The sequence below is a fragment of the Nocardia sp. NPDC058519 genome (genome assembly GCF_042719755.1).
In the GTDB taxonomy this organism is placed as follows: Bacteria; Actinomycetota; Actinomycetes; order Mycobacteriales; family Mycobacteriaceae; genus Nocardia.
On record NZ_JBHXNK010000009.1, the window covers coordinates 21,060 to 46,566 of the forward strand.

A 25,507-nucleotide genomic window follows, 5' to 3' on the forward strand; every position below is an offset into this window, starting at 1 on the left:
CACCCCGCTTCCGGACTAGTAGATCTTGGCTTCGTGTTCGCCGTCGGCGACCACCGGGCGGCCGGTCCGCTGCCAGGCCACCATGCCCCCCGCGACGTTGACCGCTTCGTACCCGATGTGGGCGAGATACCGGACGACCTCGATGGACCGGCCACCCTGTCTGCACACGATGTAGAGCTCGGCGTCGATATCGAGCTCGTCGAGGCGGGCAGGCACGTCGACCATCGGGATGTGGATCGCGCCCGGCGCGTGCCCGAGGTTCCATTCGTCGGGTTCGCGCACGTCGAGCAGCTGCGCGCCCGGCGCCGGGTCCGCGTGGTCGAACGCGGCGGGTACCGCACCCACCGGCACCGTGGGGACATCGGAGCTCGTCACGCCTCGATCCTGCCATGCCGCGCGGATCGCCGGGCGAGCCTGTGCGAGGACGAGGTGTCGTGCGGGCCCCAGCTACCGGTCAGCACACAGACAACGGGAACCGGCTGCCGACGACGCCGACTCCCCGGGTGGAACCAGCCGGGAACGACCGATCCGGGACTCCCCTCCATGTCATCCCGGAGCGGTCGTTCGCCGCTGACGTCGGGATTCGTGGAGTGTGTTCTGTCCCGACATCTACTTGGACGCAAGCGGGACCGATTCGGTTCCATAAAAACGAGAACACTAGAGAAAATCTTAAATCCTGGGATCTGGGCGGCCAGATCGGTAGCCTGGGCGCATGAACGTGAGCAGGGGGCTACTCGACAGTTTCGACATCAACGGCTTGAATACCGCTTTGTCCGAATCCACGTGTCTAGGGGTAGAAGTGGATGCCGAGGCGGGCCGGCTGCAACTCGCTCTGGAGGTGCTGACGCTACCCACGGATGGACCTACGCCGATCGACACGAAAGTCCTGCTCACCTTCACCGGAGTCACCCGCGTAGCGGCCTCCCTGCGCATCCAGCGCTGGGACGATGTCGACGCCCGCGTGCTTCCCCTGACCCTCGACCAGCTCGACGAGGCCATCGAGAGCTTCGGCGGCGGTGGGCTGCACGGATGGGAGTTCATCGACCTCGACGACAGCGGGTGGACGCTGTGGAGTGAACTGCTCAGCTTCGACACCGTGCTCGATCAGCGCATCGCCGCTCATGTCATCGAGTTCTCCCAGGAGGAGGGCATCGATCCGCGTGAGCTCGATGTACGGGTGTGGTTCGACAAGATCGCCGTTACCGACACGGCGGGGCTCGAGATTCCGATGAAGGAGTTCATCGACGGTGGGCGGCGCTGGTGGGACGCGCATGCCACGGGCGATGCCAGGGCGTCGAAGGCCGACATCGCGCCGCCGCTGTAGTTTTGGAGCGCTGGCGCGCTCGAGCGGGGTTGGGGAATGCGGGGGCAAGGTGCGCGGGTTGCACCGGGCGGGTGTACGAATGATGGTTGGTGTTGTCGTCCGAACTGGGCGCACACAGCCCGACACACGGAAAGGGACATCGTGGCCGTCTACACGCTGCCGGAACTCGATTACGACTTCGGCGCACTGGAGCCTCACATCTCCGGTGAGATCAATGAGATCCACTACACCAAGCACCACGCTGCCTACGTCGCAGGCGCCAACAAGGCGCTCGAGCAGCTCGAGGAAGCCCGCGAGTCGGGCGACCTGGCTGCCATCCTGCTGCTGGAGAAGAACCTGGCCTTCCACCTCGGTGGCCACTACAACCACTCCGTCTGGTGGAAGAACCTCTCCCCCAACGGCGGCGACCAGCCGGACGGCGACCTGGCCGCGGCCATCGCCGACCAGTTCGGCTCGTTCGACAAGTTCCGCGCGCAGTTCACCGCTGCCGCCAACGGCCTGCAGGGCTCCGGCTGGGCCGTCCTGGGTTACGACACCCTCGGCCAGAAGCTGCTGACCTTCCAGCTGTACGACCAGCAGGCCAACGTGCCCACCGGCATCATCCCGCTGCTGCAGGTCGACATGTGGGAGCACGCCTTCTACCTGCAGTACAAGAACGTCAAGGCCGACTACGTGACGGCGTTCTGGAACGTCGTCAACTGGGCCGACGTGCAGGACCGCTTCGCTCGGGCCGTCGGCCAGGGCAAGGGCCTCATCTTCGGGTGATCTAAGCCTTTTCAACGGGCTCGCATGCGACGTTCGCATGCGGGCCCGTTGTCGTTTTTGCCCGATTAGCACTCTTTGGTACTTGTGTGCCAGACGGGTATGGGGCTATTCCTGTTCTATACGGGCACAGTCGCCCCCGTTAGTCGGGAGGCCATCATGAATACACAGGGTCCGATCGGGATCACGCCGTTTCAGGCGCGTGGGCGATTGAGCGGGTTCGTGGTTTCGGGGCGGTGGCCGGATACCACCAAGGAATGGGCGCAGGTGCTGGTGCTGGCCGTGCGGGTGGCGTCGATGCCGGGGCTGCTGATGACCACCACCGTGTTCGGGGTGCGCGAGGAGCTGCCCGACGATCCGGAACCCGGCACGGTGGGACTGGTGATAGCGGAAGGGCCGGTGCTCGGGGACGAGGCGATCGAACCCGGCCGGTTCGCCGCACACGTGCCGCCGGCGCTGCTGATGCTGCATCCGCCCTCGGAGACCCGGCCGTCGCTGCCCGAATGCGTGGGCGCGGCCTCGGGCTGTGTGCTGCTGCCCGGCGTGCCGCATCTCGGTTTGGAGCATCGCGCGGCGTGGGCCGAGGCCGAACTCGACGGCACGATCACCTCGCTGGTGAGCCGGGTCGGGATGGATCTGATCAGCGATCCCGACACCGCCGTGCTCGCGATGCTGCTGGCCGCCTGAATATTTCGCTCGCATCGGGTTGGCGAACGGCTGGCAACGGGCCTGCGTGCGACTGAAATCAGGGAAGCCGAACTATCACCGCAGCGTGCCCAAACTTATTGTGCCCATTGAGATTTGGGTTACCAAGAGTTGGCATACCGGGAGCAACCGGGCTACTGTGGACAACAGCGAAGGGGAGTAGCCCGCAATCGCACAGTCGACATACTGATCGTCCGCCGAAACTCGGTACGGTCCGGCTGTGTGAACCGGCCATCACCGGTGGGCGAGACCTTCGGCCACGAACCGATCCGTAGACCGGTGTGGCTGGAGGCGCACCCGTCTTTCAGCCGCAGGCCGGAGTATTTTCCTGGGAGCTGACTTCATGATCGCCACGATCCTGCTGAGCTTCGGCGTGCTCTTCCTCGCCGAACTCGGCGACAAATCGCAACTCATGGCGCTGACCTTCTCGCTGCGCTACCGCTGGTGGGTGGTGCTGGCAGGCATCAGCGTCGCCAGCGTGGCCGTGAACCTCATCGCCGCGGGCGTCGGCCATTTCCTCGGCACCGCGCTTCCCGCGAACGCCATCGCCGTCATCACCGCACTCACCCTGCTCGTGGTCGGCCTCTGGACGCTGCGCGACGCACTGACCAGCACTGACGACTCCGAAGAAGCTCCCGCGCCGCCGAGCGCTCGCAACGCCTTCCTGGTCGTCATCTCCGCCTTCACCCTCGCCGAACTCGGCGACCGCACCATGTTCGCCGCCGCCGCCCTCGCCTCCAACAACAACTGGCTGGCCGTCTGGATCGGCTCGGTCGCCGGCATGGTCGCCGCGGGTGGACTGGCGATCCTGGTCGGCAAGATCGCGGGCAAGCACCTGCCCGAGCGCGGCATTGCCATCGCCTCGGGCCTGCTGTTCCTGTTCTTCGCGGGCAAGACGGTGCTCGACGCGTTCGTGCCCGCGCTGGGTGGTTGGGGTTCGGTGGGGGTCGCCCTGATCGCACCCGCGCTGCTCGGGCTCGGTGTCGCCGTCTGGCGTTTGCGGGCGAAGTCCGCCGTGCGCGACGAGCTCGCCGACATCGAGGTGGACTCCGGACTCAGCCGGAAACGCTAGGCGAAGGCGTTGCCGTAGAGCGCGCCGGAGCGCACGGCCAGTGCGATCAGCTGATCCTTGATGCCGCGCAGACTGTCCGGGTCGTCGGCGGCGATCCGGCCGGTGACCATGGCGCCGATCGCGGCCGCCAGGGTCGCGCAGGCGAACCGCTGGTCCTCGGATTCGGCGCCGAGCATGGTGGCGACCACCTCGACGAAACGATGCTGCAAAGCCATCCGTGCCTCGATGGCCGACGAGCCGACCGCGTAGACCTCGACCAGGAACAAGCGGGCCGAGGCCGGGTCGTCGATCATGTGGTCGAAGTAGGCGGTGAGGATGCGGTCCATCCTGGTCCGCGCGTCGGTGTCGGCACAGTCGGCGATCACCGTCTGGAGTTTCTCGGCCAGCGCGCCCGACACCCGGTCGAAGGCCGCGTTGAAGCAGTCCTCTTTCGAGCGGAACAACTCGTAGAACGTTTCCCGTGAAACCCCGGCCCGCTTGAGCACGGCCGCGACCGGCGTGCCGACATAGCCGCCGACGGTCATCGCCTCGCCCATCGCGACGAGAATGCGCTCACGCTGAGAGGCGATGACTTCCTCACGCGACAGGTGGTGGCGTCCACGCGGAAGTTGTTGCCGCAGGGTCGAATCGCTCATGCTTGCCGTTCCATTCTGCGGGGTCGGGCCGGCTGTTCGGTGGTGAAGGGGGCGTCCTCGGTGCGGGCGATATCGATGGCGCGGGCCAGGCGGTCGCCCTGCACCCGCTGCACGACCAGTTGGGCCAGCGGCCGAAACGGCCGGACCAACGCTACCCACCAGGGTGAGACCACGGTTTTGCGTCGTCGCGCGATGGCTCGTTCCAGCGCGTCGACCGCGGGTCCGACCGGTGAGATCCCGGTCAGGCTGGTCTCCCCCAGCACGGTGTGCGCGGCGGCTGTGCCGAATCCGCGCACCGTCATGCCGGTGTCGATCCCGGCGAAGTAGCTGACCCCCACCTTCGCCCCGCTCGACCGCAGTTCCGCGCGCAGTGTGGCGCCGAGCGAGGCCACCGCCGCAGCGGAGGCGCTATAAGCCCCGCCGAGCGGCAACTGCACGGACGTGGAGATCGACGACATCATCAGCACATACCCGCCCGGATGCGAAAGATGCGCGCCCGCCGCCGACACCGTGTAGGCGACCCCGAGCACATTCACCGCGAGGGTCTCCTCGAGCACCGACGGATCCCCGCCGATCATCGCCATCTGCTTGGCGACCCCCGCATTGGCCACCAGCACATCGAGCCCACCGAGTTCGGCGATCAACGCCTCGACCACCCGCTCGACCTGCGCCCGATCGGCCACATCGCAATACCGCCACGGCACACCACCGCATTCCGCGGCCACTTCGGCCAGCAGTTCCGGTTCGAGCCCGAGCAGGGCGACATGGGCGCCGCGAGCGGCCAATCGACGAGCCAGCGCGGCACCGATCCCACGTGCGGCCCCGGTGATCAGGACCTTGCGTCCGGCCACGGAAGGACCGGCGAACGATCTCATGACGGCACGCTACCACCGGCAAACACCGGTGTTCACGACGATTTCCACACCGCCCGATATGGGTGTTCCAGACCACACCCCGCACACGCTAAGGTGCCCTTATTGGCAAGCGGCACAATAAGCCGCAACCCATAGAGTTCTAGGCGTACCCCCGCCCCGCGAACAACTGGGGTGCGACGAAGGAGCACGTTCTCGGCGCGCCTCCGCCTCTGGACTGACCGAAGGGTGCGACGAAGGAGTGCCCGTAGGGAGGGAAGAGGCGGAGTTAAGCGCCGAGAACAGCGGCACCAGCCGCAATTAACAGAGAGAGGACCATCAGTGGAGATTTCGGGTTCCGCCGCCATTGTCACCGGAGGCGCGTCCGGCCTCGGTGCCGCCACCGCCAAGCGGCTCGCCGACGCGGGCGCCACCGTCTTCGGCCTGGATGTCCCCCAGTCCATCGAGCGCGCGGGCGACAACGTCCCCGCCGGCGTCACCCTGATCGCGGCCGACGTGACCAGCGGTGACGAGGTCGCCGCCGCGATCGCCACGATCACCGAGGGCCCGGCGCCGCTGCGCATCGTGGTCAACTGTGCCGGTGTCGGCTGGGCGGGTCGCATCCTGTCCAAGAACGGCCCGCACGACCTGGAGCTGTTCCGCACCGTCATCACCGTGAACCTGCTCGGCACGTTCAACGTGATGCGCCTGGCCGCCGACGTGATCGCCAAGACCGAGCCGGTCGACGAGTACGGCCAGCGCGGCGTGGTCATCAACACCGCCTCGGTGGCGGCCTTCGAGGGCCAGGTCGGCCAGATCGCGTACTCCGCGTCCAAGGGCGGCGTCCACGGCATGACCGTTCCCGCCGCCCGCGACCTCGCCCAGTTCGGCATCCGCGTCAACACCATCGCCCCCGGCATCATCGACACCCCGATGCTCGCCGGCGTCACCCCCGAATACCGCGCGGGCCTCGAAGCCGGCGTCCCCTTCCCCTCCCGCCTCGGCCGTCCCGACGAATACGCCCAGCTGGTGGAATACATCGCCGCGCACGACTACCTCAACGGCGAAACCATCCGCATGGACGGCGCCCTGCGCATGGCCCCGCGCTAGTCACCCGGCACGCCGATCGACGGCGCCCTGTCCACCCGGGCAGGGCGCCGTCGCGTCTCAGGCTGCGGTCCCGATGCCGAAGAGGGCGGTGGTGCGTAAGGGGGTGTTCGGGCGGTAGGTGACGGTGAGATGGTCGACGGCCGCTTCGGTGCGGCGTTGCCATTCCTCCTCGCCCACTTCGTCTCTCACGACAGCGAGGTTGGCGCTGCTGCGGGTCAGCGATTCCCACAGGGCGGTGGCATCCGGGTACTGGACCTCGACGGTGTGCTGCTGGATCCGCACGTCGAGCAAGCCCGCCGCGCGCATCTCCGCGTCGAAGACTCTGGGGTTCTCTAGGCTGCGCGGATTCGGTTGTGGGAGTGCGGCTGTCGGATCGGCCGCGACGAGTGCGCCGAACAGTGCTCGCATGAGCGAGGATTCGGCCGCGGATGCCCAGGCTGCGACGACCGCGGTGCCGCCGGGGCGCAGGACGCGGTGCAGTTCGGCGAAGCCCTTGGGCCGGTCGGGAAAGAACATCAGGCCGAACAGGGAGAAGGCCGCGTCGAACGAGTTGTCGTCGTAGGGCAATGCCTGTCCGTCACCGACCCGCGCGGTGATCGCGGGGTGGTCGGCGGCGGCCGCGACCAGGTGGTCGATCATCGACGCAGAGAGATCGATGGCTTGCACTTCGGCCCCGAGCTCGGCGGCGGCGACGCTCAACAACCCGGTACCCGCCGCCACGTCGACGATCTTCGATTCCGAGCTGATGGTGACGTATTCGAGTGCGTGAGCGGCGAAGGGAGCGAGCACGGTCGCGCCGGTCGCGGCGTATCCCTCAGCGACGAGATCCCATGGGCGAACACCGGACGACAACTGTTCTGACATAACAACATTCATACCGCTTGTCGGCAGGTCGTCAATACGCGAAAGTCGCGGTGGTCGAGGGTGCGGGTGTCCTCACACCGGGCGGGTGAAGGTGACCAGGGAGCGGCCAGGGCCGTTGTAGTCGGGAATGGGACCGGTGACTGTGAAGCCGAGGCTGCGGTGGAAGTCGATCGAGGTGTAGTTGGCGGGGGATGTTATCGCGGTGACGGTGGTGCGGTTGTCGGAGCGGGCGATGGTGAAGAAGGCTTCGTAGAGGGTTCTGCCCAGGCCGGATTTGCGGGCGTCGGGGCGGACGGCGACGAAGTGGATGTAGGCCGTGTAGGGGTCGGAGGGTGAGCCGAAACCCACCAGGAAGCCGGAGATTCCGTCACCGTCGGAGGCTATGAGGCTGGTGCGATGGAAGTGGTCGAGGAACATCCTCGGGAGGTTGTGGACGGCGGCTCGCCCCCACCAGTTGTCGACTACGCCGATGATTTTGTCGTAATCGTCGGGTCTCGCCCGACGAATTTCGTGCCCCACCATCCCTCAATGGTGAACCCAGCGCGCTGCGCTAGCACCAGAATTGCAAGTGAACAAAACTGCCCGCCACCGAAACCGGCAGCGGGCAGTTCGCAAGACCTCCAGCTCAGACCGTTCGGGTCAGGCGCTCGGTAAGGAGCTGGGCGAAGCGGGCGGGGTCCTTGAGTTCGCCGCCCTCGGCGAGAACCGCTGTGCCGTAGAGGAGTTCGGCGGTTTCGGCGAGTTCGGGGACCTTGCCCTCGTCGGCGTCGGACTTGCGGGCGTCGTAAGCGTCGCGCAGGCCCGTCACCAGGGGGTGGGTCGGGTTGAGCTCGAGGATGCGCTTGGACTCCGGCAGGGCCTGGCCCGAGGCGCGGTACATACGCTCGAGCATGGGGGTGAAGTCGTAGACGTCACCGACCAGGCAGGCGGGTGAGGTGGTGAGGCGGTTGGTGAGGCGGACCTCCTTGGCCACATCGGTCAACGTGCCGCCGAGCCAGCCGAGCAGGTCGCCGAAGTCCTTGTCCTGCTGTTCGCGCAGGGCTTCGGTTTCCTTCTTCTCGTCCTCGGTTTCCAGGTCCACCTCGCCCTTGGCGATGGACTGGAATTTCTTGCCCTGGAATTCAGGAACCAAGCCGACCCACATCTCGTCGACGGGATCGGTGAGGATCAGCACCTCACGGCCCTTGGCGGTGAAGGCTTCCAGGTGCGGCGAGTTCTCCACCTGCGCACGGCTTTCGCCGGTCATGTAGTAGATCGAGTCCTGGCCGTCCTTGCACCGCTCCACGTACTGCGCGAGCGTGGTGAGCTCGGACTCCGAGGCGGTGGAGGTGAAAGACGAGACGGTGAGCAGGGTTTCGCGATTGTCGGTATCGGAGAGCAAGCCCTCCTTGAGGACTCGGCCGAACTGCGACCAGAACGTCTGGTACCTGGTCTGATCCTCGGCGCCCTGCATCTCCTTGATCGTCGAGAGCACCTTCTTCACCAGTCGCTTGCGGATCATCTGGATCTGGCGGTCCTGCTGGAGGATCTCGCGCGAGACATTGAGCGAGAGGTCCTGCGCGTCGACGACTCCCTTGACGAAGCGCAGGTACTCCGGCATCAGCTCTTCGCAGTTGTCCATGATGAACACCCGACGCACGTAGAGCTGCACACCGCGCTTGTGCTCACGGGTGAACAGGTCGAACGGCGCGATCGACGGGATGAACAGCAGCGCTTGGTATTCGAAGGTGCCTTCGGCCTTCATCGGGATGATCTCGAGCGGCTCGTCCCAGGCGTGCGAGACGTGGTGGTAGAACTCCTTGTACTCCTCCTCGCTCACCTCGCTGCGCGGCCGCGTCCACAACGCCTTCTGCGAGTTGAGGATCTGGTCCTCGACGACGGTCTTGTCGACCTTGTCCTCGCCCTCCCCCTCGGTCACCGTGCGCTCGACCTGCATGCGGATCGGCCAGGCGATGAAGTCGGAGTACTTGCGCACGATCTCGCGCAGCTTCCATTCCTGCGTGTAGTCGAAGAGGTGATCGTCTTCGTCGGCAGGCTTGAGCTCGAGGGTCACCGAGGTGCCCTGCGGTGCGTCGGCGACGGTGTCGATGGAGTAGGTGGAGCTGCCCGCGGCGGCTTCCCAGCGGGTGCCTTCGGTCTCGCCTGCCTTGCGGGTGGTGAGGACGACCCGGTCGGCGACCATGAAGGTGGAATAGAAGCCGATGCCGAACTGGCCGATCAGCTCCTCGGCGGCGGCATCGGACTTGGCCTCGGTCAGCTTGCGGCGCAGATCGGCGGTGCCGGACTTGGCGAGGGTGCCGATCAGGTCGATCACTTCGGCGCGCGACATACCGATGCCGTTGTCGCGGACGGTCAGGACGCGCTTCTCCTGGTCGACATCCAGCTCGATGTGCAGGTCGGCGGTGTCTGCGCCCAGGTCTTTGTCCTGGTAGGCCGCCAGTTTGAGCTTGTCGAGTGCGTCGGAAGCGTTCGAGATCAGCTCCCGGAGGAAAGTGTCTTTGTTGGAGTAGACCGAATGGATCATCAGCTCGAGGAGCTGGTGGGTTTCGGCCTGGAACTCGAGGGTTTCGACGTGCTGCTCAGTCACGCCCCCGATCGTATTACCGTCCGAAATCGGCCAGTGAGGGAACCTCGGCAACCGCCCGCTTCGACATCCAATCGCGCAGCACCTGGGTGGCGCGCACGTCGTCTTCGTTGTAGACGAACAAGCGGGTGCGCTGGGACATGTCGATGACGTCGTCGTACCCGACGGCGCGGCGGTACCAGCCCATCGACGCCTCGCCGCCTGCTTCCGGATCACGCCAGCCGAATCCGGCGACGGGCGCGATCTTCTTGAGTCCCTTGCCGTTCGGGCAGATGAACTGCTCGGTGACGGCCTGGAACATGTCGACCCATTCCTTCGAGTCGACGAACGCGCGCACCTCCTCGTGCGTCGGGACGCCGGGACGCCCGGCGAACCGGCGGGCCGATTCGTAGAGCCACTTGTCCTCGGCGGTACGCGAATAGCAATAGGCGGCAAAGGTTTTGCCCGCGTCGTGGGCTTCGGCGCGCCGCTGCATCAACCAGGTCCAGAACTCACCGAACGAGCGGCCCTCGTCCTCGGTGGGCAGCGGATCCCAGGTGACGAACGGGCGGTAGACGTCGTCGAGCAGGGTGCCCCACAGGTAGGCGCCGTCTTCCTGGTAACTCTCCAGGTCGACGTCGATCTCCACATCGGCGCGACGCACGCTCACCTGCTCGAACCGGCGCACCAGCGGAGCGCCGTCGATCCAGGCGCGCGCGGTGACGACGGTCTCGGCGAACGGGCCGTGCTGCCAATCGTCGGGGTCGTCGCCCTCCCAGGCAGCCAGTTCGTCGACCGTCTCGATCCCGTGCAGGCGCAGCACGTCGGCGCGCGAACCCGGTGCGACCAGGCTCACATCACGCATCTGCGCCAGCGTCGCCTCACAACTGGGTTGTCCCTCGGGACCTCGCACCCACCACGGGCACTGCCTGCACTCGGGCACCTTCGACGGTTGGGTCGGCAGTTCGCCGCGCACCACCGCGATGCGGTCGGCGTAGCGCAGGTCGTAGTCGGCGAGCACGCTCGTCAGGTCGTGCACCAGGATGCGGTCGGCGACCAGGCCGATCGCACCGCCGATCAGGGCGGGACTGGCCATGCCGTAGCGCTGCAACATGCGGTACAGGTGGGCGAGGCGCTGCTGGTCGCGCGGCTGCGGACGCAGTTTCACGTGCTTGTCGCGGCGGGGCTGCCAGCGGAACAGGTCCGAGGTCAGCGGGTGGAAATCGGCGGGGTCGGGCCTGCGCGGGTCGGTGACCTTGTGGTTGACCACGATGATGGGGATATAGCCGCCGCGGTCGTCGTCGCGCAGCAGGATCTCGACACCGCCGCGTCGACCGGTATCGGGCTCCTGGGGCAGCAGTCCGCCCCAGATGCGGGGGGCGCCCGCCTCGATGGCGGCCATCGTGGCAGCGGCCTTGGCCGCACCACGCAATTCCGGGTCGATCACCACCCAGTCGGCGGGGGCGGCCGCGACCAGTTCGTCGCGGATCCTGGTGCGATGAGCGGTGGCGGCGTCGCGGCGCTGCTGCACGCCCGGATCCTCACGAACCTCGGCGAGCACGCCCGGATTCTCGGCATCCAGGCGCAGGCGATGCCTGCATCCGATCAGTGAGCGCGCGTCCAGGAAGGCGATGCGGAAATCCGCAGCGGAAGCGGGGACCGGGCTACGCACCGGCCCGCCGTCGAAGTCGTCCTCGGCTGCACGCACGCAAGCAGTATGGGCCTTACCCCCGACACAATGCCCAATCGCTACCCTGAGCCCACTACGCTACGAAGAACGGCAGGCCGCTTGGAGGCGGTGCTGCCTCATGACTTGGCGAGCATGACGGAGGGCCTGATCCCATGGGGTTGTTCAGCAAGCGGAAGCGGCGGCCGAGCCGACGCGCTGAGGCGAAAGCACTCAAGCACAAAGCCGTGGTGGAGGCGAAGCTGGGCGCCAAGAACGAGCGCAAGGCGGCCAAGGCGGGCGAGCGCGTGAACCGCCGCACGGCCAAGGCACAGGCACGCACGGCCGACAAGGTCGCCAAGGCACAGATCGCGACCCTGCAGGCCGAGGAGAAAGCCGCCCAGAAGGCCGCCGCGAAAGCCGACCGCGAACTGTTCAGCGCGAGTCAGATCCGCAAGTACATCGGGGTGGCCAGGGTCCTCATCCCCGTGCTCGCCCCGCTGGCCTACCGCGGCGCCACGATGCTGCGCGGGCAGCTCGACGCGCGCAAGGCGCAGCAGCTCGGGATCGGCATGGACCAGCTGAGCGAGTTCAGCGGGCACGGTGCGCGCCTGCAGGCCCGCATCACCAACACCGAGGAAGCCCTCGACAAGATCGCCGCCGACAAGGCGGGCGATGCCGACACCGAGAAGTTCGTCGCAGCGGCCCGCTCGCGCATGGCCGACCTGAACGTGGCGGTGCGCACGGCCGAGCAGATGCCCGCCACGCGTCGCAAGGCCGTGCACGCGTCGATCTCGGCGGAGCTGGCCGTGCTCGAGAACGACGTGCTCGCCCGCCTCGGCGTTCGCTGATCCTCGAAGTGACCACGCCGCAGCTCACCTCCCGCTTGCGCGGTGGTGGCTGCGGCGTTCTCGTGGGTGGGCTCGCTGTGGCCGCGCACGGGATCGGCGGGGGTGGGGTGCCGCGGTCGGCGGAAATCGCACTGCTGCTGCTGGTTTCGCTGACGGCCGGGACAATCGCCCATGGTGTCACCGCCGAAGGTGCTCCACCTCGCCCCGCGGCGGTGCGCACGGCCGCCGCGTTGATCGGTGGTCAGTGGGCCGGGCACTTCGCCCTGTCGACCACGCTCGACCATCACGGCCTGCTGCATCTGCCGAGTCTGCCGATGATCGCGGCGCACCTGGTGGCCGCGCTTGTCTGTGCCGCACTGATTCTCGTCGCCGAGCGGCTGTATCTCGTCGCTTCGAGTGTGGTCCGGGTTGTGCTCAGCAGTCCTTCTGCTGTGGCCCATCGCTCTGTCCGCTGGTTCGCCGCTGTCACCATCGCGCACGGTGCTCGTCCGAGGGGTGCGCGATGTCCGCGCGCACCGCCGCTGTTCGCCTGATTCACCACGACATCAGAACCACTCGGACAGAAGGCATTCCATGCACAACTTCATCACCCGTAGCACCGGCACCGCCGCTCTCGCGGCGGGTCTGGTGCTCGCCGCCTGCGGTTCGGCGGCCGCACATGTGACCGTCGACGCGCCGGGCGCCGCCCAGGGCAAGTACACCGTCGCCACCTTCAAGGTGCCGACCGAATCCGATACCGCGTCCACCACCGCGCTTCGCGTCACCGTGCCGAACCTGAAAAGCGTTCGGACCGAGCCGATGCCGGGCTGGACGTCGAAGGTCGAACGCAATGACAAGGGCGAGACGGTCGCCGTCGTATGGTCCGCCGATCCCGGTAACCCCGGCGTCGGGCCCGGCCAGTTCCAGCGGTTCGTGCTCTCGCTCGGCCCGCTGCCGTCGCAGGACACCGTGAACTTCCCGGCCCAGCAGACCTACAGCGACGGCAAGGTCGTGGCCTGGGACCAGCCGAGCACCGGTGGCGCCGAGCCCGAACACCCCGCGCCGGCGATCACACTCACCGCGAAGGGCGGTGCCGAGGGCGGCGATCACCAGGTCGCTTCGGGCGAGACCGCCCAGTCGGAGACCGACACCGTGGCCCGCTGGATGGGCGGCGTCGGCCTGGCCCTCGGCCTGTTCGCGGCGGCCCTCGGCCTCGGCCTGGTGTTCCGCTCCCGGCGGTCGTCGTGACGCGCGCCGTTGCGATCGATCCACTCGCCGTCGGCGATTCATCGCGTCGGCCACGGCGGATGCTCGTCGCGCTGTTCGCCGTGCTCTTCGCCTGCGCGTTCGCGGCGGCAGGCACGGCGAGCGCGCATTCCGGCGCGGTGAGCAGCGTTCCCGAGAACGGCTCGACCATCGAGGCCGGACCTGCGCGGGCCAGCGTCACCTTCAACGAGGAACTGCAGCAGAACTTTCCGTCACTGACCGTGGTCGGTCCGGACGGCAGGCTGTGGTCCAAGGGCAAGGCACTGGTCGAAGGACGAAGTGTCAGTGTGGAAGTGGGTGAGCTGGGGCCGGTCGGTGAGTACACGATCGCGTTCCGGGTCACCTCGGCCGACGGTCATCCGGTGAGCGGGACAAGGACTTTCACGCTGAGCAAGGCGGGCACCGGCACGCCGGGCGCACGCCCCGGTGAGGACAAGGCCGACGAGGGCGGCGGCGACGGTGTGCCCGTGTGGGTGTTCATCGTCGGCGGCGTGGTGCTGTTCGGCGCGGGCCTCGCGGTGGCGCTGCTCAGCGGCCGATCCGGCCGCAAGAAGTAGTCGACGATGACGACCGGTCGCCGGGTACCCGGTGCCGCGCTGCGGCAGTGGCGTGTCCTGGTGCCGGTCGTCGCCGCCGCGCTGGCCGGGGTGGTACTGGCCTGGATACTGCGCCGGTCCGGCGGGTTCGCGTGGGTGGCGTTCGCGCGCGTGCTCGCCGACTGCGCTGGCGCGGTGGTGATCGGCCTCGCCGCGCTGCCCCGGCTCAACGACCGGCTGACGGTCACGTGGCGACCACTGGCCGCCCTCGCCGGTGTCTGGTTCGCCGCGGAGTTCATCGTGCTGTTGTGCGAGGCCGCCGAGATCGTCGGCGTCGCGGTGACCCAGCTGGGCGCGAGCGACTTCATCACCTTCCTCGGCCGGCTCAGCGGCGGCCAGATCGGCATCGCGATCCTGTTCTGCACCGGCGCGATCGCCTGCTACGCGGCACTGGCCTTCCGCCGGCCCGATACCGCGTCGGCCGATCTGGTGCTCGTGTTCGCGGCGGTCGCGCTGTCGCTGCGCCCGATCACCGGGCACATGTCCCAGCAGATGTTCGGTTCGGTACTGGCCGCGATCCACGCGCTGGCCGCCGCCTGCTGGCTCGGCCTGCTGCTGGCCATGGTCCTGGTCCTGCGCACCCGCGGCGAATGGGCCGCGACCCTGCCCCGCTACTCCGCGTTCGCCGCGCCCCTGGTGTGCGTCGTCGCGCTCACCGGCCTGGTCAACGGCGTGGTGCGACTCGGCGGCATCACCCCGCTGCTGACAAGCGGCTACGGACGAATCCTGCTGGCCAAGCTCACCATCCTGTGCGTCCTCGTGGCCATGGGCTGGTGGTGGCGTCGGACCTGGGTCCGCAAGGCCGCCGACCACCGCGTCACCGCCGAGACCTCCCTGCGCAACGCCGCGGCCGAAGTACTGGTGATGGCGGTGGCGTTCGGCCTGGCAGCGACGCTGGCGGTCACCGCGTAGTCACCTCGGTCACGTTCGGCCGCGAGTGCCATTCGACGCCGACAGGCACGATTAAGCTGACGCCATGACCGAAGTGAGGATTGTTGAGGACGGCGCTGCGCCCGCCGAGGCGGCGTTCGCCTTCATGAACGACTACCGCAATCTGCCGAAGTTCTGGTACGGCATCGAGTCCTTCACTCCTGTCACCGCGCAGACCGATGGCATCGGCGCGAAGTTCGACGGGAAGATGAAACTGGGCCCCGCGTCGCTGACCTCCCGCATCGAGGTCGTCGGCTGGGAAGAGGGCCGGTTGATCGCCACCCGCTCGATCAAGGGCTTCGAGATCGTCGCGACCTTCAAGTTCATCCCCAAGGGCGCGGACACGTGCACGGTCGACGCGGTCATCGACTTCTCCGTCGGTGGCGGCATCGCGGGCAAGATGCTCGGCAAGACGATCGAGCCGTTCGTGAAGATCGCGGTCAAACACACCACCGACGCCCTCATCCACGAGATCGAGAAGTCCTACCGCGAACAGCAGGCCTGACAGTCCAGCGCACCGCCTAGAACCTACGAATGGAGCGTCCAGGCGGGCCTGACACAATCTGATCATGACCGAATCAGCGAATGTTGTGGCCACCGCCGATCTGGCCGACGAGATCGGCCCCGAGATCCGTAGCTGCGATACGCAGTTCATCCAGTTCGGCGGCCGCGCCGAATTCGCGGGCCGGATCACCACGATCCGCTGCTTCCAGGACAACCTGCTGGTCAAGCAGACCCTGAGCGGGCCGGGCGAGGGCAAGGTGCTCGTCGTCGACGGCGGCGCGAGCGTGCACACCGCGCTGGTCGGCGACATCATCGCCGGGCGTGGCGTGGACAACGGCTGGGCCGGCGTGATCGTCAACGGCGCCGTGCGTGACTCCGCGATCCTGCGCACCCTCGACATCGGGGTGAAGGCCCTCGGCACCAACCCGCGCAAGAGCACCCAGACCGGCAGCGGCGAGCAGGACGTGCCCGTCGAATTCGGCGGCATCACCTTCGTGCCCGGCGAGATGCTCTACAGCGACTCCGACGGCGTTGTGGTTCGCGCCGAAGACTGAGGACGACGCGGGTGTTCGAGGGTTATCCCTCGGACACCCGTACCTTGTTGCCCGCGAGGACGACGACGTCGCCGATCTGCAACTGCCTGCCGCGGCGTAACTCCACTTCGTCGTTGACGCGCACCAAACCCTGCGCGATCACCGTCTTGGCCTCGGAACCCGAATCGATCAGGTTGGCCAGTTTCAGGAATTGCCCGAGGCGGATGACAACGTCATCGATCGGCACATCAACTGGTTCCGACATGCGCTAATACTTACCCGGTCGCCCGAAACCGGACACCACCGGCCCCGGCGTTGCGGGCCGTGACGAACACGCCGCAGTCACGCCCGTATGGATCCGGCGCGTTTGGACGCACACTGGATCGGTGACTCCCACACAGGCCGAGCAGCACCCCACCGTCGAGGACCGCACGCCGGTGCCCCATCGCGCGCACGGCCGGCTATCCGAGGTACCGCACATCGCCGGATTGATCCTCGGTGTGTTCGCGGTGCTGCTGTTCCTGTGGAGCCTCTCGCCCAGCCTGCGGATCCTCACGCAGGCGCCGCGCCACTATGTCGACAACTACTACTTCGACGCCCCCGACACCAGCCTCGTGTGGGCGCTGGTGGTCGGCTTGCTCGCCGGGGCGACCGCGGCCCGCAAACGGATCGCCTGGTGGCTGCTCGTCGCGTATCTGCTGCTGTACGCGGTGGCGAACATCCTGGAGTTCTTCGACGAAGACGATGTGGACGCGCTGGTCGCCTTCATCGTGCACGCGGTGGTCATCGGGATACTGCTGGCCGCGCGTAAGGAGTTCTACACCCGCGTTCGGCCCGGCGCGCTGTGGAAGGCGCTCGGCGTGCTGGTGTCGGGGCTCGCGCTCGGCTGTCTGCTCGGCTGGGGACTGGTCGAGCTGTTCCCCGGTTCGCTGCCCGCGGGTGTGCAACGTCCGCTGTGGGCGGTGTATCGGGTCACCGCGGCCGTGCTGGTGAACAACGAGCACTTCGACGGGCATCCGCGGGCCTGGGTGAACTTCCTGCTCGGCCTGTTCGGCGCGATCGCGCTGCTGGCCGCGGTGATCGTGCTGCTGCGCTCGCAACGCGCCGACAACGCGATGACCGGCCTGGACGAGTCGGCCATCCGCGGGCTGCTGGCGAGCAGCGATGTGGAGGACTCGCTCGGCTACTTCGCGACCCGCCGCGACAAGGCGGTGGTGTTCGCGCCGAACGGCAAGGCGGGGATCACCTATCGCGTCGAATTGGGTGTGTGCCTGGCAAGTGGCGATCCGATCGGCCCGAAGCAGGCGTGGCCGCAGGCGATTCAGGCGTGGTTGGAGCAGGCCGACCGGTTCGGCTGGCAGCCCGCGGTGATGGGCGCGAGCGAGGTCGGTGCCACCGCGTACCGCAAGGCGGGGCTGTCGGCGCTGCGGCTCGGCGACGAGGCGATCCTCGACACCCGCACGTTCTCGCTGGCGGGCCCGGAGATGAAGCAGGTTCGCCAGGCCGCGAACCGTTTGCGCAAGAACGGTTTCGGCGTGCGGGTGCGCAGGCACCGCGACATCCCGGCCGCCGAGTTCACCGAGATCGTCGCCCGCGCGGACGCCTGGCGCGACACCGAGACCGAGCGCGGCTTCTCGATGGCGCTCGGCCGCCTGGGCGATCCACTCGACGGTGACTGCCTGCTGGTCGAGGCCGTCGACCATGACGACCGCGTGCACGCCATGCTCTCGCTCGTCCCGTGGGGCCGCACCGGCGTCTCGCTCGAGCTGATGCGCCGCGACCCACAGAGCCCGAACGGCGTGATGGAGCTGATGATCTCGCAGCTCGCCCTGAACTCCGACCAGTACGGCATCACCAAGGTGTCGCTGAACTTCGCGGTGTTCCGTTCGGTGTTCGAGGAGGGCGGCCGGATCGGTGCCGGTCCGATCCTGCGGGCCTGGCGCGGCGTGCTGCTGTTCTTCTCGCGCTGGTGGCAGCTCGAGGCGCTGTACCGGTCGAATGTGAAGTATCACCCGCGCTGGGTGCCGCGGTTCTTCCTGTTCGAGGAACGCAGGCAGCTGCCGCGGGTGGCCACGGCGAGCGGGCTGGCCGAAGGTTTCCTGCCGCGCATCGGCAAGGCACCCGACGCGGGCGTGCACACCGGCACGAAGTCGGCTGTTCCCGCGACCGTCACCGGCCTGCACGCCGACGGCAGCCCACCGGAAGCACCCGAGAGCGACGACGCCGAGCAGGGTCCGCGCAGGCCGGAGCAGGTGCGGGTGCGCCTGGACAAACTCGACCGGCTCACCGCGGCCGGCATCGACCCCTATCCGGTTGCCTACCCGCCGACCCACGACATCACCGCGGCGCGGCGTTGCCCCAAGGGCACCACAGTGCGAATCGCGGGCAGGATCTTGCGGATTCGCGACTACGGCGGCGTGATCTTCGCCCTGGTGCGCGATTGGACCGGCGAGATCCAGCTGGTGATCGACCGCGAGCGGGTCGGCGCCGATCGCAGCAACGAGTTCACCGAATTCTTCGACCTCGGCGATCTCATCGAGGTGAGCGGGCAGATCGGCACCAGCCGCAACGGTGAGCTCTCGCTGCTCGCACAGGACTGGCGGATGAACGGCAAGTGCCTGCATCCGCTGCCCGACAAGTGGCGTGGCCTGGCCGATCAGGAAGCCAAGGTCCGGCAGCGCTATGTGGACATGGCGATCAACCCCGAGACCCGCGAGGTGATGGCCAAGCGCAGCGCGGTACTGCATTCGCTGCGCGATTCGCTGTTCGTCTGGGGTTTTCTCGAGGTGGAGACGCCGATCCTGCAACAGGTGCACGGCGGCGCCAACGCGCTACCGTTCCGTACCCACATCAACGCCTACGATCTCGACCTCTACCTGCGCATCGCCCCCGAGCTGTACCTCAAACGGCTGTGCGTCGGCGGCATGGAGAAGGTGTTCGAGATCGGCCGGACCTTCCGCAACGAAGGCGTCGACTTCAGCCACAATCCCGAGTTCACGATCCTGGAAGCCTATGAGGCGCACAGCGATTACCTGCAGATGATGCACCTGTGCCGCCGGTTGATCCAGCACGCGGCGATGGCCGCCAACGGGGCCGAGGTGGCGTTGCGCCCCAACGACGACGGCGGCTACGACACCGTCGATATCTCCGGCGAGTGGCGGGTCAAAACCGTGCACGGCGCGGTCTCCGAGGCGATCGGCTCCGAGGTGACCGCGCGCACCGAGCTGACCCGGCTGCGTGAGCTGTGCGACGAGGCGGGCGTGGCCTACCAGCACGGCTGGGACGCGGGCCAGGTGGTGCTGGAAATGTATGAGCACCTGGTGGAATCGCAGACCACCTACCCCACCTTCTACCTGGACTTCCCCACCTCGGTCTCCCCGCTCACCCGCTCGCACCGCAGCATCGCCGGGGTGACCGAGCGCTGGGATCTGGTGGCCTGGGGCGTCGAATTGGGCACTGCCTACAGCGAACTCACCGACCCGGTGGAACAGCGGCGCAGGCTCACCGAGCAGTCGATGCTGGCCGCGGGCGGCGACCCGGAGGCGATGGAACTCGACGAGGACTTCCTGACCGCACTCGAACACGCGATGCCGCCCACCGGCGGCCTCGGGATGGGGGTGGACCGGGTGGTCATGTTGATCACCGGACGCAGCATCCGCGAGACACTGCCGTTCCCATTGGTGAAACCACGGTGAGAACGGGTACAGATGTAAACGGATCGCGACACGTTCGCGATCAATATTTACTCCGCCTGGCGCGCGTGAGGCTTTCGGACCGAAAGCCACAGCGAGACCGCTAGTCTCGGAGTTCCGGCACCGGGAGGATGTCGGTCCACCAACACATCGGGATGGGATTACATGTATCTGGACTTGCTGACCACAGCCGCACTCGTCGATCCGCACATGCTCACCAGCAGCTTCGACACCCTGGCGAGTTCGGACGCAGTCAACACCGCGATGGAACTCGCGGCGAAGAAGAAAAAGAAGAACAGCAGCTTCCTGATCATCGGCGGCATCTGCTGCCTGGTCATCGTGGTGCTGATCGTCGGCGGCATCTACCTGCTCAAGAACAAGAAGAAGGACGACCAGCCGCCGCACAACGGTGGTCAGCCGCCGTTCAACGGCCCGCAGGGTGGTCAGCCGCCGTACGGCCAGCCGCCCTACGGCCAGTCCTGACCTGACCGAGGACTCGCGGCGATACCCTCCGACGAGGCATCCCGCGAGTCCGCGACCGGGCTGTCCCCGCTGTTGCGGATACGGCAGAGTGTGTGAGTGTGCAGCTGATACTGGTGCGTCATGCCCAACCCGAACGCGTAGTCGGTGACACCACCGCCGCGGACCCCGGCCTCACCGAGATCGGCAAGCTCCAAGCCGACCGCGTCCCCGCCGCGCTCGCCGCCCACGACATCAGCCGCATAGTCAGCAGCCCCCAGCGCCGCGCCCGCGACACCGCACACCCCACCGCGACCGCCCGCGAACTGCCCGTCGACATCATCGACGACCTGGCCGAGTACGACCGCGACCTCCCCGCCTACATCCCCATCGAGGACGCGAAAACCGAGTTCGCCGACGCCTACGCCCGCATCAAAGCCGGCCACCTCCCCGACCAGATCGACGGCCCGGCCTTCACCGCGCGGGTACTGGCCGCGGTCGAGAATCTCGTCGCCACCACAACACCCGCGGACACCGTCGTCGCCTTCGCCCACGGCGGTGTCATCAACGTCCTGCTGGCCGATATCCTCGCGCTCCCCCGCCCCCTCACCTTCCCCATCGACTACTGCTCGATCACCCGAATCCTGTATTCCCGCACCGGCACCCGCACGGCCGCCACCATCAACGAGAACGGCCACGTCTGGAACCTGCTGCCGAGGTCGCTCTCCCGGACCACACCCTGACAGCTGTTCGGCGAACACGAAAGAGCCCGGCACCGCCGAAGCGATACCGGGCTCTCGGGGAACTACTCAGGCCTGCTGAGCGATCCAGTTGTGCATCCAGGTGATGGCGGTCTGCCCGCCACCCACCGAGTAACTGCCGTACAGGGTGTGGGCCTGCGAGCGGTAGAACTGCTCGAGATCCTTGGCCCGCTTCTGGTTGGCCGCGTCGGTCAGCTGCGCCCCCAGGGTCGGGATACCACCGAGCGACATCAGGTCGTTCACGATCGCGCCTGCCTCGAGCTGGTAGCGCCACAGGTTGGCCGGGTTCGCATCCGAACTCTGGGCCAGGAACCCCGCGAACCGCGTCACGAAGTCGTCGGTGGCGGTCGCGCAGTACAGATCCTCGACCGCGCAGATGGTGCGCGTGCGGTCGCTCAGCCAACCGAACCCGCCCGGCCGAGCACCACCGGCACCGGCACCCGCGGCGTGCGGGCCGACCTGGATATCGGTCGGCGAACGACGCGGATCGGAGATGAGGCCGACGGCGGCGACCCGGTCCTGCGGGATCGGGCTGATGCCCGTGCCGATCTCGGCCGCCAGATCGCCTGCGGCGTCGGCACCCTGGCTGTAGCCGACGATGGCGGCCCTGGTGTTGCCGCAGGAGGCCAGCTTGGCGCTGATCAGTCCGCGGGCGGCGTCGACCGCCTGCTTCTTGGAGTTGCCGTAGACATCGCCTTCCCAGGGGAACGCGGTGGCGGCATAGGTGACGTAGTCGACGTCGGTGTTTCTCGGTAGTCCTCTGGTGACACCGGCGAGCATGCCGGGGCCGGGTTCCTTCTCGTGGCCGGTTTCCCAGGTGCCGGGAATGGCGACCACATAGAGACTCGGGCAGGCGGGCGCCGCGTTCGCGCTCGTGCTGCCGACAACAATTCCGGACATCATCGCCGCGGACGCTCCCAGAGCCGCGACAACCTTCTTCAACTGCATACCGCTCCAGTTCACCCTTGCTCGTCGATGTGAGAGCAACCCCGAATACTGACGTTGTGGCCCCAGACCTCGCCGCGAATCACAATAGGCGTCCGAGCCATCCCATGCCACACGACCTCTCGATCTTGTGACTGTTCGCACCGGGAAATGTGCAGGACTACATGCTGGAGTGACGCCGATGTCAGCGGCGCGTCACCGCCGACACACCCCCCGTTCGCGAAACTCACACCTCCAGGTCTTCTTCGATGCCCTTGAGCTTGTGCCGCGCCAGCGCCAGATTGGCGCGGCCGCGATCGAGGGCGAGGTAAAGGAACAGCCCTTTCGACTTGCGCCCCGTCATCGGGCGGATCAAGTGGTACTGCGTGCCGAGGGTGATGAGGATGTCCTCGATGTCCTCGTTGAGGCCGAGCTGCTCGATGGTACGCATCTTCGCCCGCACCACCTCGGTGTTGCCCGCCGCGGCGACCTGCAGGTCGAGCGCCTTGGTGCTGCTGAGCATTCCGAGCGCCATCCCGCTGCTGTAGTCGACGATCGCGGCGCCGACCGCGCCGTCGATCACCATCATGTCCTTCAGAGCCAGATCCATATTCGACATGTCGTGCCTTTCATTCGTCGATCTTCACCTGGTCGTTCCCAGGCGAGTGCGCCGCCGCCAGATGGCCGGCGATGGCGCGAGCTACCGGTCGCGACTCCAGATGGAGCCGACCGACGTTCACTTCGGGTCCGGCGAGCACGGTCAGCGAGGTGTAGCCGGCGGCGTAGATCACCACCTGCCCCTCGGTTCCGTGCACGACGACTTCGCTGAAACCGCCGCCGTGCGCGGTATTCGCCAGCCGGTACGACAACGACAACTGCGCGGCCGACAGCGCGGCCATACCCGCGGGTTCGAGATGAGAGGGCAGGTCGTGTTCGATGAGCAGTCCGTCGCTGGACGCCACCAGTGACCCCGTGAGCTGAGGTAGCCGCTCGCGCAACGACTTCAGTTCGCCGAGCACAGCCGGATAGTGTTCGGGCACTCTGGGTTCGGGTGCGGTCATCGGCACCTTGGTCAACCTTCCCCTCCATTCACCGAGCAGCTTCTTCCGCACGGTCACGCAAGCTCCTCCAACGCCGCCCTGAGCCGGATGAGTGTCTCGCGGTCGACCTGTTGCCAGCGTTCGGGTTCCGCTGTGTCTGCGTGGTTTCCGCGGTGTCGGGCGGTCGCGGTCGCTTCCTCGTCGATCGCGTGCCTGCCCTGTCGTGCACCCGGCTCCTGCTGGAGACGGGTCGGTCCCGCGCTGCCGGGAATGCGTTTGGGCAGCGTGGGCACGGATGTTGTCGACGGTGTCGAGGTTCGGTGGTCGGCCGGGTCCGGCGCGAGGGCGAGGTGGCGCCCGCGCTGTGGTTGTTCGGCCGGGACGGGCTCCGGTGCTTCGATCAGGCCCGCGTCGGTCAGGTCGCGAACGGCGACGAGGCAGCCGTAGGTGGTGCGGCCCAGATCGCGGGCGATTTCGGCGATGCTGCGGCGGGTATCGGCGGCGGCAAGGACTTCGGCCTGATTTCCGGTGAGTACCACCTGGTTTCGCTTGATGCGGCGGGCCGGTACCACCGCGACCTCGGTGACGAGGTCGGCCGTCCATGGGCCGTAGTCGTTGTCGGTGCGGCGTTCGCATTCGTGAACAAGTGCGCGCGGGGCGATGTGGCAGACCGGGGCCAGCCAATGTTCGGGTGTCGGGCGGAATTCCGGCTCGTCGGCCGACGCCAGCAAAAAGTAGGCAGCGTCGAACACCGACAGCAGCGCAAGGGTTTCCAGTCGCGGTTGATCCAGCAACTGGCCCGGGTCACCAGCGCCCGCGCGGCGCCAATCCTCGGCCGTTGCTACGCCCGCTTCGACCACCAGCCGGTCGAGTCCGATCGTGCGCCCGCAACCGACCGAGGCGATAGTGCCACGGACCAAATGGAATTCGCCGTCGCCTGCCCGTAATACGCCGGTCGAACCTTCTTCGCCGAGCCGATGCAATTCATCGGCGAGCGCGACACTCATCGATTCCCACCCATCAGTTCTTCCAGTGCCGACCTGAGCTGATAGCGCGCCATGCCGAGATTGCCGGTGCCGCCGTCGAATACGACATGCATGAACAACCTGCCGTCGAAGTCGCCGTCGACCAGGTGTAAGAGGTGAAACCCGCTGGTCCGGCACACCACGATCTCGGTGAGGTCGTCGTCGGCGCTCCCCAGAGCCGGGCACCCGAGCGCGGCCCGCACCACATCGGTGGTCCCCGCCGCGTCCTCGTGCTCGTCGACGCCCTGATGCTCCCCGGCACCGGCGACAGCCAACCCGCTCGCCCCGTCCACGAGTGTCACACTGCGCGCCCCGGGAATGTCCATGATGCGTTTCAGACACCCATCAAGAGAATTCACCGAGCCCCCGACCGTCATCGACTATTGATCGAAACGAGACGCTATACCCCTCCGCAAACCTTCGCATCTCGAACGCCGGAAAATTGCTGCCACACAATATGTTTGCTGATGTTTGCTGGAAAACCGCTCGGTATCAATACTTTTCAGTAACTTCGTCGCCCATTCGCTGCCTACCGCTATAACAGGTGATCACTCGCCTATTCCACCGGCCAGCGATCATCGCGCGAACATCGAAAACGGCTTCTTCGCAGACCTCGCCGAACTCGGCGCACACCGGTCCCCCGACCGATGTGCTCGAAAATGTGCGATCAGCCGGCAGCGCGGCGGTACCAGGTTTCCGCTTCGCGGTGGGCGCCTTGGGATTCCAGCAGGGCCGCGAGGTTGGCCATGGCCCTTGGGTGGCCGAGGTCGGCCGCGCGACGGAAGCAGCGGCGGGCCTCGGTGGTGGCGCCGCGCCTGCGCAGCAGGATGCCGAGGTTGTTGACGGCGTCGATGTCGCCGTGGTCGGCGGCCTCGCCGTACCAGGCTTCGGCGTCGTCGAGGCGGTGCTGGTCCTCGAACAGCCGGGCGAGGTTGTACATGGCGTCGACATGGCCCGCCATGGCGGCGTGGTGGTACCAGGTTTCGGCATCGCGGCGGTCGCCACACTGGTAGAGCATGGTGGCCAGGTTGAACATCGCGTTGCAGTTGCCCGCGGCCGCCGCACGGCGGTACCAGGATTCGGCCTCGTCGAGTTCGCCGAACTGATCGAGCAGCACGGCGAGGTTGTTCATCGACCGCGTATGTCCCGCGGCGGCGGCGCGCCGGAACCAGTGCTCGGCTGCCTCGAAATCGCTGTGGTCGTGGTAGAAGTGGGCGAGATTGTGCATGGCGGTACCGTCACCACGCTGTGCGGCGCGGCGCAGGTTCGCCAACGCTTCCGGCGGCAACGGCACAGCTCCCCCTCGGATCTCCCGTACACCTCGACATGGAAAGTCTATGTGCTGCACGGGAGATCAGCCACGTCGTTTGCCGACCTACCGAACCCCTTGCACGC

29 protein-coding genes are annotated in these 25,507 nt (G+C 67.2%); 15 read left to right on the forward strand and 14 right to left on the reverse strand.

Annotation, left to right across the window (positions count from 1 at the left end; genetic code table 11):
* Positions 1–15 precede the first annotated feature (15 nt).
* Entirely contained in the window at positions 16–375 is a 360-nt protein-coding gene (locus tag ACFWPK_RS12835; protein ID WP_378914951.1) for a rhodanese-like domain-containing protein, read from the reverse strand.
* A gap of 337 nt (positions 376–712) precedes the next feature.
* On the opposite strand from ACFWPK_RS12835, the gene ACFWPK_RS12840 reads away from it, so the two are divergent.
* The 4 genes from ACFWPK_RS12840 (at position 713) to ACFWPK_RS12855 (ending at position 3,863) form a co-directional block, all read left to right on the forward strand.
* Positions 713–1,324, forward strand: coding sequence for a hypothetical protein (locus ACFWPK_RS12840; protein ID WP_378914952.1), 612 nt, complete (start codon positions 713–715; stop codon positions 1,322–1,324).
* Positions 1,325–1,465: 141 nt separating this feature from the next.
* The gene (locus ACFWPK_RS12845) at positions 1,466–2,089 is read left to right on the forward strand and encodes a superoxide dismutase (RefSeq protein WP_194825332.1); all 624 of its coding nucleotides are present in this window, start codon (positions 1,466–1,468) and stop codon (positions 2,087–2,089) included.
* A 156-nt stretch (positions 2,090–2,245) separates the two neighbouring features.
* Complete coding sequence (locus ACFWPK_RS12850; protein WP_378914954.1) at positions 2,246–2,773, forward strand: peptidase; 528 nt, start codon at positions 2,246–2,248, stop codon at positions 2,771–2,773.
* 361 nt (positions 2,774–3,134) lie between these two features.
* Positions 3,135–3,863 (forward strand): TMEM165/GDT1 family protein, encoded by a 729-nt coding sequence (locus ACFWPK_RS12855; RefSeq protein ID WP_378914956.1) that lies wholly within the window; start codon positions 3,135–3,137, stop codon positions 3,861–3,863.
* On the opposite strand, the gene ACFWPK_RS12860 is transcribed toward ACFWPK_RS12855, so the two are convergent.
* Entirely contained in the window at positions 3,860–4,498 is a 639-nt protein-coding gene (locus ACFWPK_RS12860; RefSeq protein WP_378914958.1) for a TetR/AcrR family transcriptional regulator, read from the reverse strand. The two genes, ACFWPK_RS12855 and ACFWPK_RS12860, sit on opposite strands and share 4 nt — an antisense overlap.
* Positions 4,495–5,373: an SDR family NAD(P)-dependent oxidoreductase gene (locus tag ACFWPK_RS12865; protein WP_378914960.1), complete on the reverse strand. Its 879-nt coding sequence runs from the start codon at positions 5,371–5,373 to the stop codon at positions 4,495–4,497. Before ACFWPK_RS12865 ends, ACFWPK_RS12860 begins: the two co-directional genes overlap by 4 nt.
* Before the next feature lie 318 nt (positions 5,374–5,691).
* Here ACFWPK_RS12865 and ACFWPK_RS12870 point away from each other — a divergent pair, with 318 nt between their 5' ends.
* Complete coding sequence (locus tag ACFWPK_RS12870) at positions 5,692–6,459, forward strand: SDR family NAD(P)-dependent oxidoreductase (RefSeq protein WP_378914962.1); 768 nt, start codon at positions 5,692–5,694, stop codon at positions 6,457–6,459.
* A 57-nt stretch (positions 6,460–6,516) separates the two neighbouring features.
* On the opposite strand, the gene ACFWPK_RS12875 is transcribed toward ACFWPK_RS12870, so the two are convergent.
* The 4 genes from ACFWPK_RS12875 to ACFWPK_RS12890 all read right to left on the reverse strand — a co-directional run bounded on the left by ACFWPK_RS12875 (position 6,517) and on the right by ACFWPK_RS12890 (position 11,558).
* Positions 6,517–7,323, reverse strand: a complete 807-nt coding sequence (locus ACFWPK_RS12875) for a class I SAM-dependent methyltransferase (RefSeq protein WP_378914964.1) — start codon at positions 7,321–7,323, stop codon at positions 6,517–6,519.
* Positions 7,324–7,395: 72 nt separating this feature from the next.
* A complete protein-coding gene (locus tag ACFWPK_RS12880) occupies positions 7,396–7,845 on the reverse strand; it encodes a GNAT family N-acetyltransferase (protein WP_378914966.1) in 450 nt (149 codons plus the stop codon).
* 103 nt (positions 7,846–7,948) lie between these two features.
* Entirely contained in the window at positions 7,949–9,910 is a 1,962-nt protein-coding gene (htpG, locus tag ACFWPK_RS12885; protein WP_378914968.1) for a molecular chaperone HtpG, read from the reverse strand.
* Between the two features lie 13 nt (positions 9,911–9,923).
* On the reverse strand, positions 9,924–11,558 hold the full coding sequence (locus ACFWPK_RS12890; protein WP_378915274.1) for a TM0106 family RecB-like putative nuclease: 1,635 nt from the start codon (positions 11,556–11,558) through the stop codon (positions 9,924–9,926).
* A gap of 170 nt (positions 11,559–11,728) precedes the next feature.
* Between ACFWPK_RS12890 and ACFWPK_RS12895 the strand changes: the two genes are divergently transcribed.
* From ACFWPK_RS12895 to rraA, 7 genes are all read left to right on the forward strand, one after another.
* Complete coding sequence (locus tag ACFWPK_RS12895; protein ID WP_378914971.1) at positions 11,729–12,403, forward strand: DUF6474 family protein; 675 nt, start codon at positions 11,729–11,731, stop codon at positions 12,401–12,403.
* Between the two features lie 8 nt (positions 12,404–12,411).
* A complete protein-coding gene (locus tag ACFWPK_RS12900; RefSeq protein WP_378914973.1) occupies positions 12,412–12,936 on the forward strand; it encodes a hypothetical protein in 525 nt (174 codons plus the stop codon).
* 40 nt (positions 12,937–12,976) lie between these two features.
* Complete coding sequence (locus ACFWPK_RS12905; RefSeq protein WP_378914975.1) at positions 12,977–13,630, forward strand: YcnI family protein; 654 nt, start codon at positions 12,977–12,979, stop codon at positions 13,628–13,630.
* A gap of 59 nt (positions 13,631–13,689) precedes the next feature.
* The gene (locus ACFWPK_RS12910) at positions 13,690–14,205 is read left to right on the forward strand and encodes a copper resistance protein CopC (protein WP_378915276.1); all 516 of its coding nucleotides are present in this window, start codon (positions 13,690–13,692) and stop codon (positions 14,203–14,205) included.
* A 6-nt stretch (positions 14,206–14,211) separates the two neighbouring features.
* Positions 14,212–15,156, forward strand: a complete 945-nt coding sequence (locus tag ACFWPK_RS12915; protein WP_378914976.1) for a copper resistance D family protein — start codon at positions 14,212–14,214, stop codon at positions 15,154–15,156.
* A 64-nt stretch (positions 15,157–15,220) separates the two neighbouring features.
* Positions 15,221–15,679 (forward strand): SRPBCC family protein, encoded by a 459-nt coding sequence (locus ACFWPK_RS12920; protein ID WP_378914977.1) that lies wholly within the window; start codon positions 15,221–15,223, stop codon positions 15,677–15,679.
* 64 nt (positions 15,680–15,743) lie between these two features.
* Complete coding sequence (rraA, locus tag ACFWPK_RS12925; protein ID WP_328658307.1) at positions 15,744–16,232, forward strand: ribonuclease E activity regulator RraA; 489 nt, start codon at positions 15,744–15,746, stop codon at positions 16,230–16,232.
* A gap of 22 nt (positions 16,233–16,254) precedes the next feature.
* On the opposite strand, the gene ACFWPK_RS12930 is transcribed toward rraA, so the two are convergent.
* Positions 16,255–16,476 (reverse strand): RNA-binding S4 domain-containing protein, encoded by a 222-nt coding sequence (locus tag ACFWPK_RS12930; protein WP_056822507.1) that lies wholly within the window; start codon positions 16,474–16,476, stop codon positions 16,255–16,257.
* Between the two features lie 121 nt (positions 16,477–16,597).
* Here ACFWPK_RS12930 and lysX point away from each other — a divergent pair, with 121 nt between their 5' ends.
* The 3 genes from lysX (at position 16,598) to ACFWPK_RS12945 (ending at position 21,105) form a co-directional block, all read left to right on the forward strand.
* Positions 16,598–19,906 carry a bifunctional lysylphosphatidylglycerol synthetase/lysine--tRNA ligase LysX gene (gene lysX, locus ACFWPK_RS12935; RefSeq protein WP_378914980.1) on the forward strand — a complete coding sequence of 1,103 codons (3,309 nt, stop codon included), beginning with the start codon at positions 16,598–16,600 and terminating at the stop codon, positions 19,904–19,906.
* 162 nt (positions 19,907–20,068) lie between these two features.
* Entirely contained in the window at positions 20,069–20,386 is a 318-nt protein-coding gene (locus ACFWPK_RS12940) for a hypothetical protein (RefSeq protein WP_378914981.1), read from the forward strand.
* Between the two features lie 98 nt (positions 20,387–20,484).
* The gene (locus tag ACFWPK_RS12945) at positions 20,485–21,105 is read left to right on the forward strand and encodes a histidine phosphatase family protein (RefSeq protein ID WP_378915278.1); all 621 of its coding nucleotides are present in this window, start codon (positions 20,485–20,487) and stop codon (positions 21,103–21,105) included.
* 66 nt (positions 21,106–21,171) lie between these two features.
* Here the strand turns inward: ACFWPK_RS12945 and ACFWPK_RS12950 are convergent, their stop codons facing one another.
* The 6 genes from ACFWPK_RS12950 to ACFWPK_RS12975 all read right to left on the reverse strand — a co-directional run bounded on the left by ACFWPK_RS12950 (position 21,172) and on the right by ACFWPK_RS12975 (position 25,406).
* Positions 21,172–22,071: a cutinase family protein gene (locus tag ACFWPK_RS12950; RefSeq protein ID WP_378914983.1), complete on the reverse strand. Its 900-nt coding sequence runs from the start codon at positions 22,069–22,071 to the stop codon at positions 21,172–21,174.
* Between the two features lie 223 nt (positions 22,072–22,294).
* Entirely contained in the window at positions 22,295–22,666 is a 372-nt protein-coding gene (locus ACFWPK_RS12955) for a hypothetical protein (protein WP_378914985.1), read from the reverse strand.
* Positions 22,667–22,676: 10 nt separating this feature from the next.
* Entirely contained in the window at positions 22,677–23,165 is a 489-nt protein-coding gene (locus ACFWPK_RS12960) for a roadblock/LC7 domain-containing protein (protein WP_378914987.1), read from the reverse strand.
* Complete coding sequence (locus tag ACFWPK_RS12965; protein WP_378914989.1) at positions 23,162–24,094, reverse strand: hypothetical protein; 933 nt, start codon at positions 24,092–24,094, stop codon at positions 23,162–23,164. The genes ACFWPK_RS12960 and ACFWPK_RS12965 overlap by 4 nt, the downstream gene beginning before the upstream one ends.
* Positions 24,091–24,414: a hypothetical protein gene (locus ACFWPK_RS12970; protein ID WP_378914991.1), complete on the reverse strand. Its 324-nt coding sequence runs from the start codon at positions 24,412–24,414 to the stop codon at positions 24,091–24,093. Before ACFWPK_RS12970 ends, ACFWPK_RS12965 begins: the two co-directional genes overlap by 4 nt.
* A gap of 365 nt (positions 24,415–24,779) precedes the next feature.
* Positions 24,780–25,406 (reverse strand): tetratricopeptide repeat protein, encoded by a 627-nt coding sequence (locus ACFWPK_RS12975; protein ID WP_378914993.1) that lies wholly within the window; start codon positions 25,404–25,406, stop codon positions 24,780–24,782.
* Between the last annotated feature and the right edge of the window lie 101 nt (positions 25,407–25,507).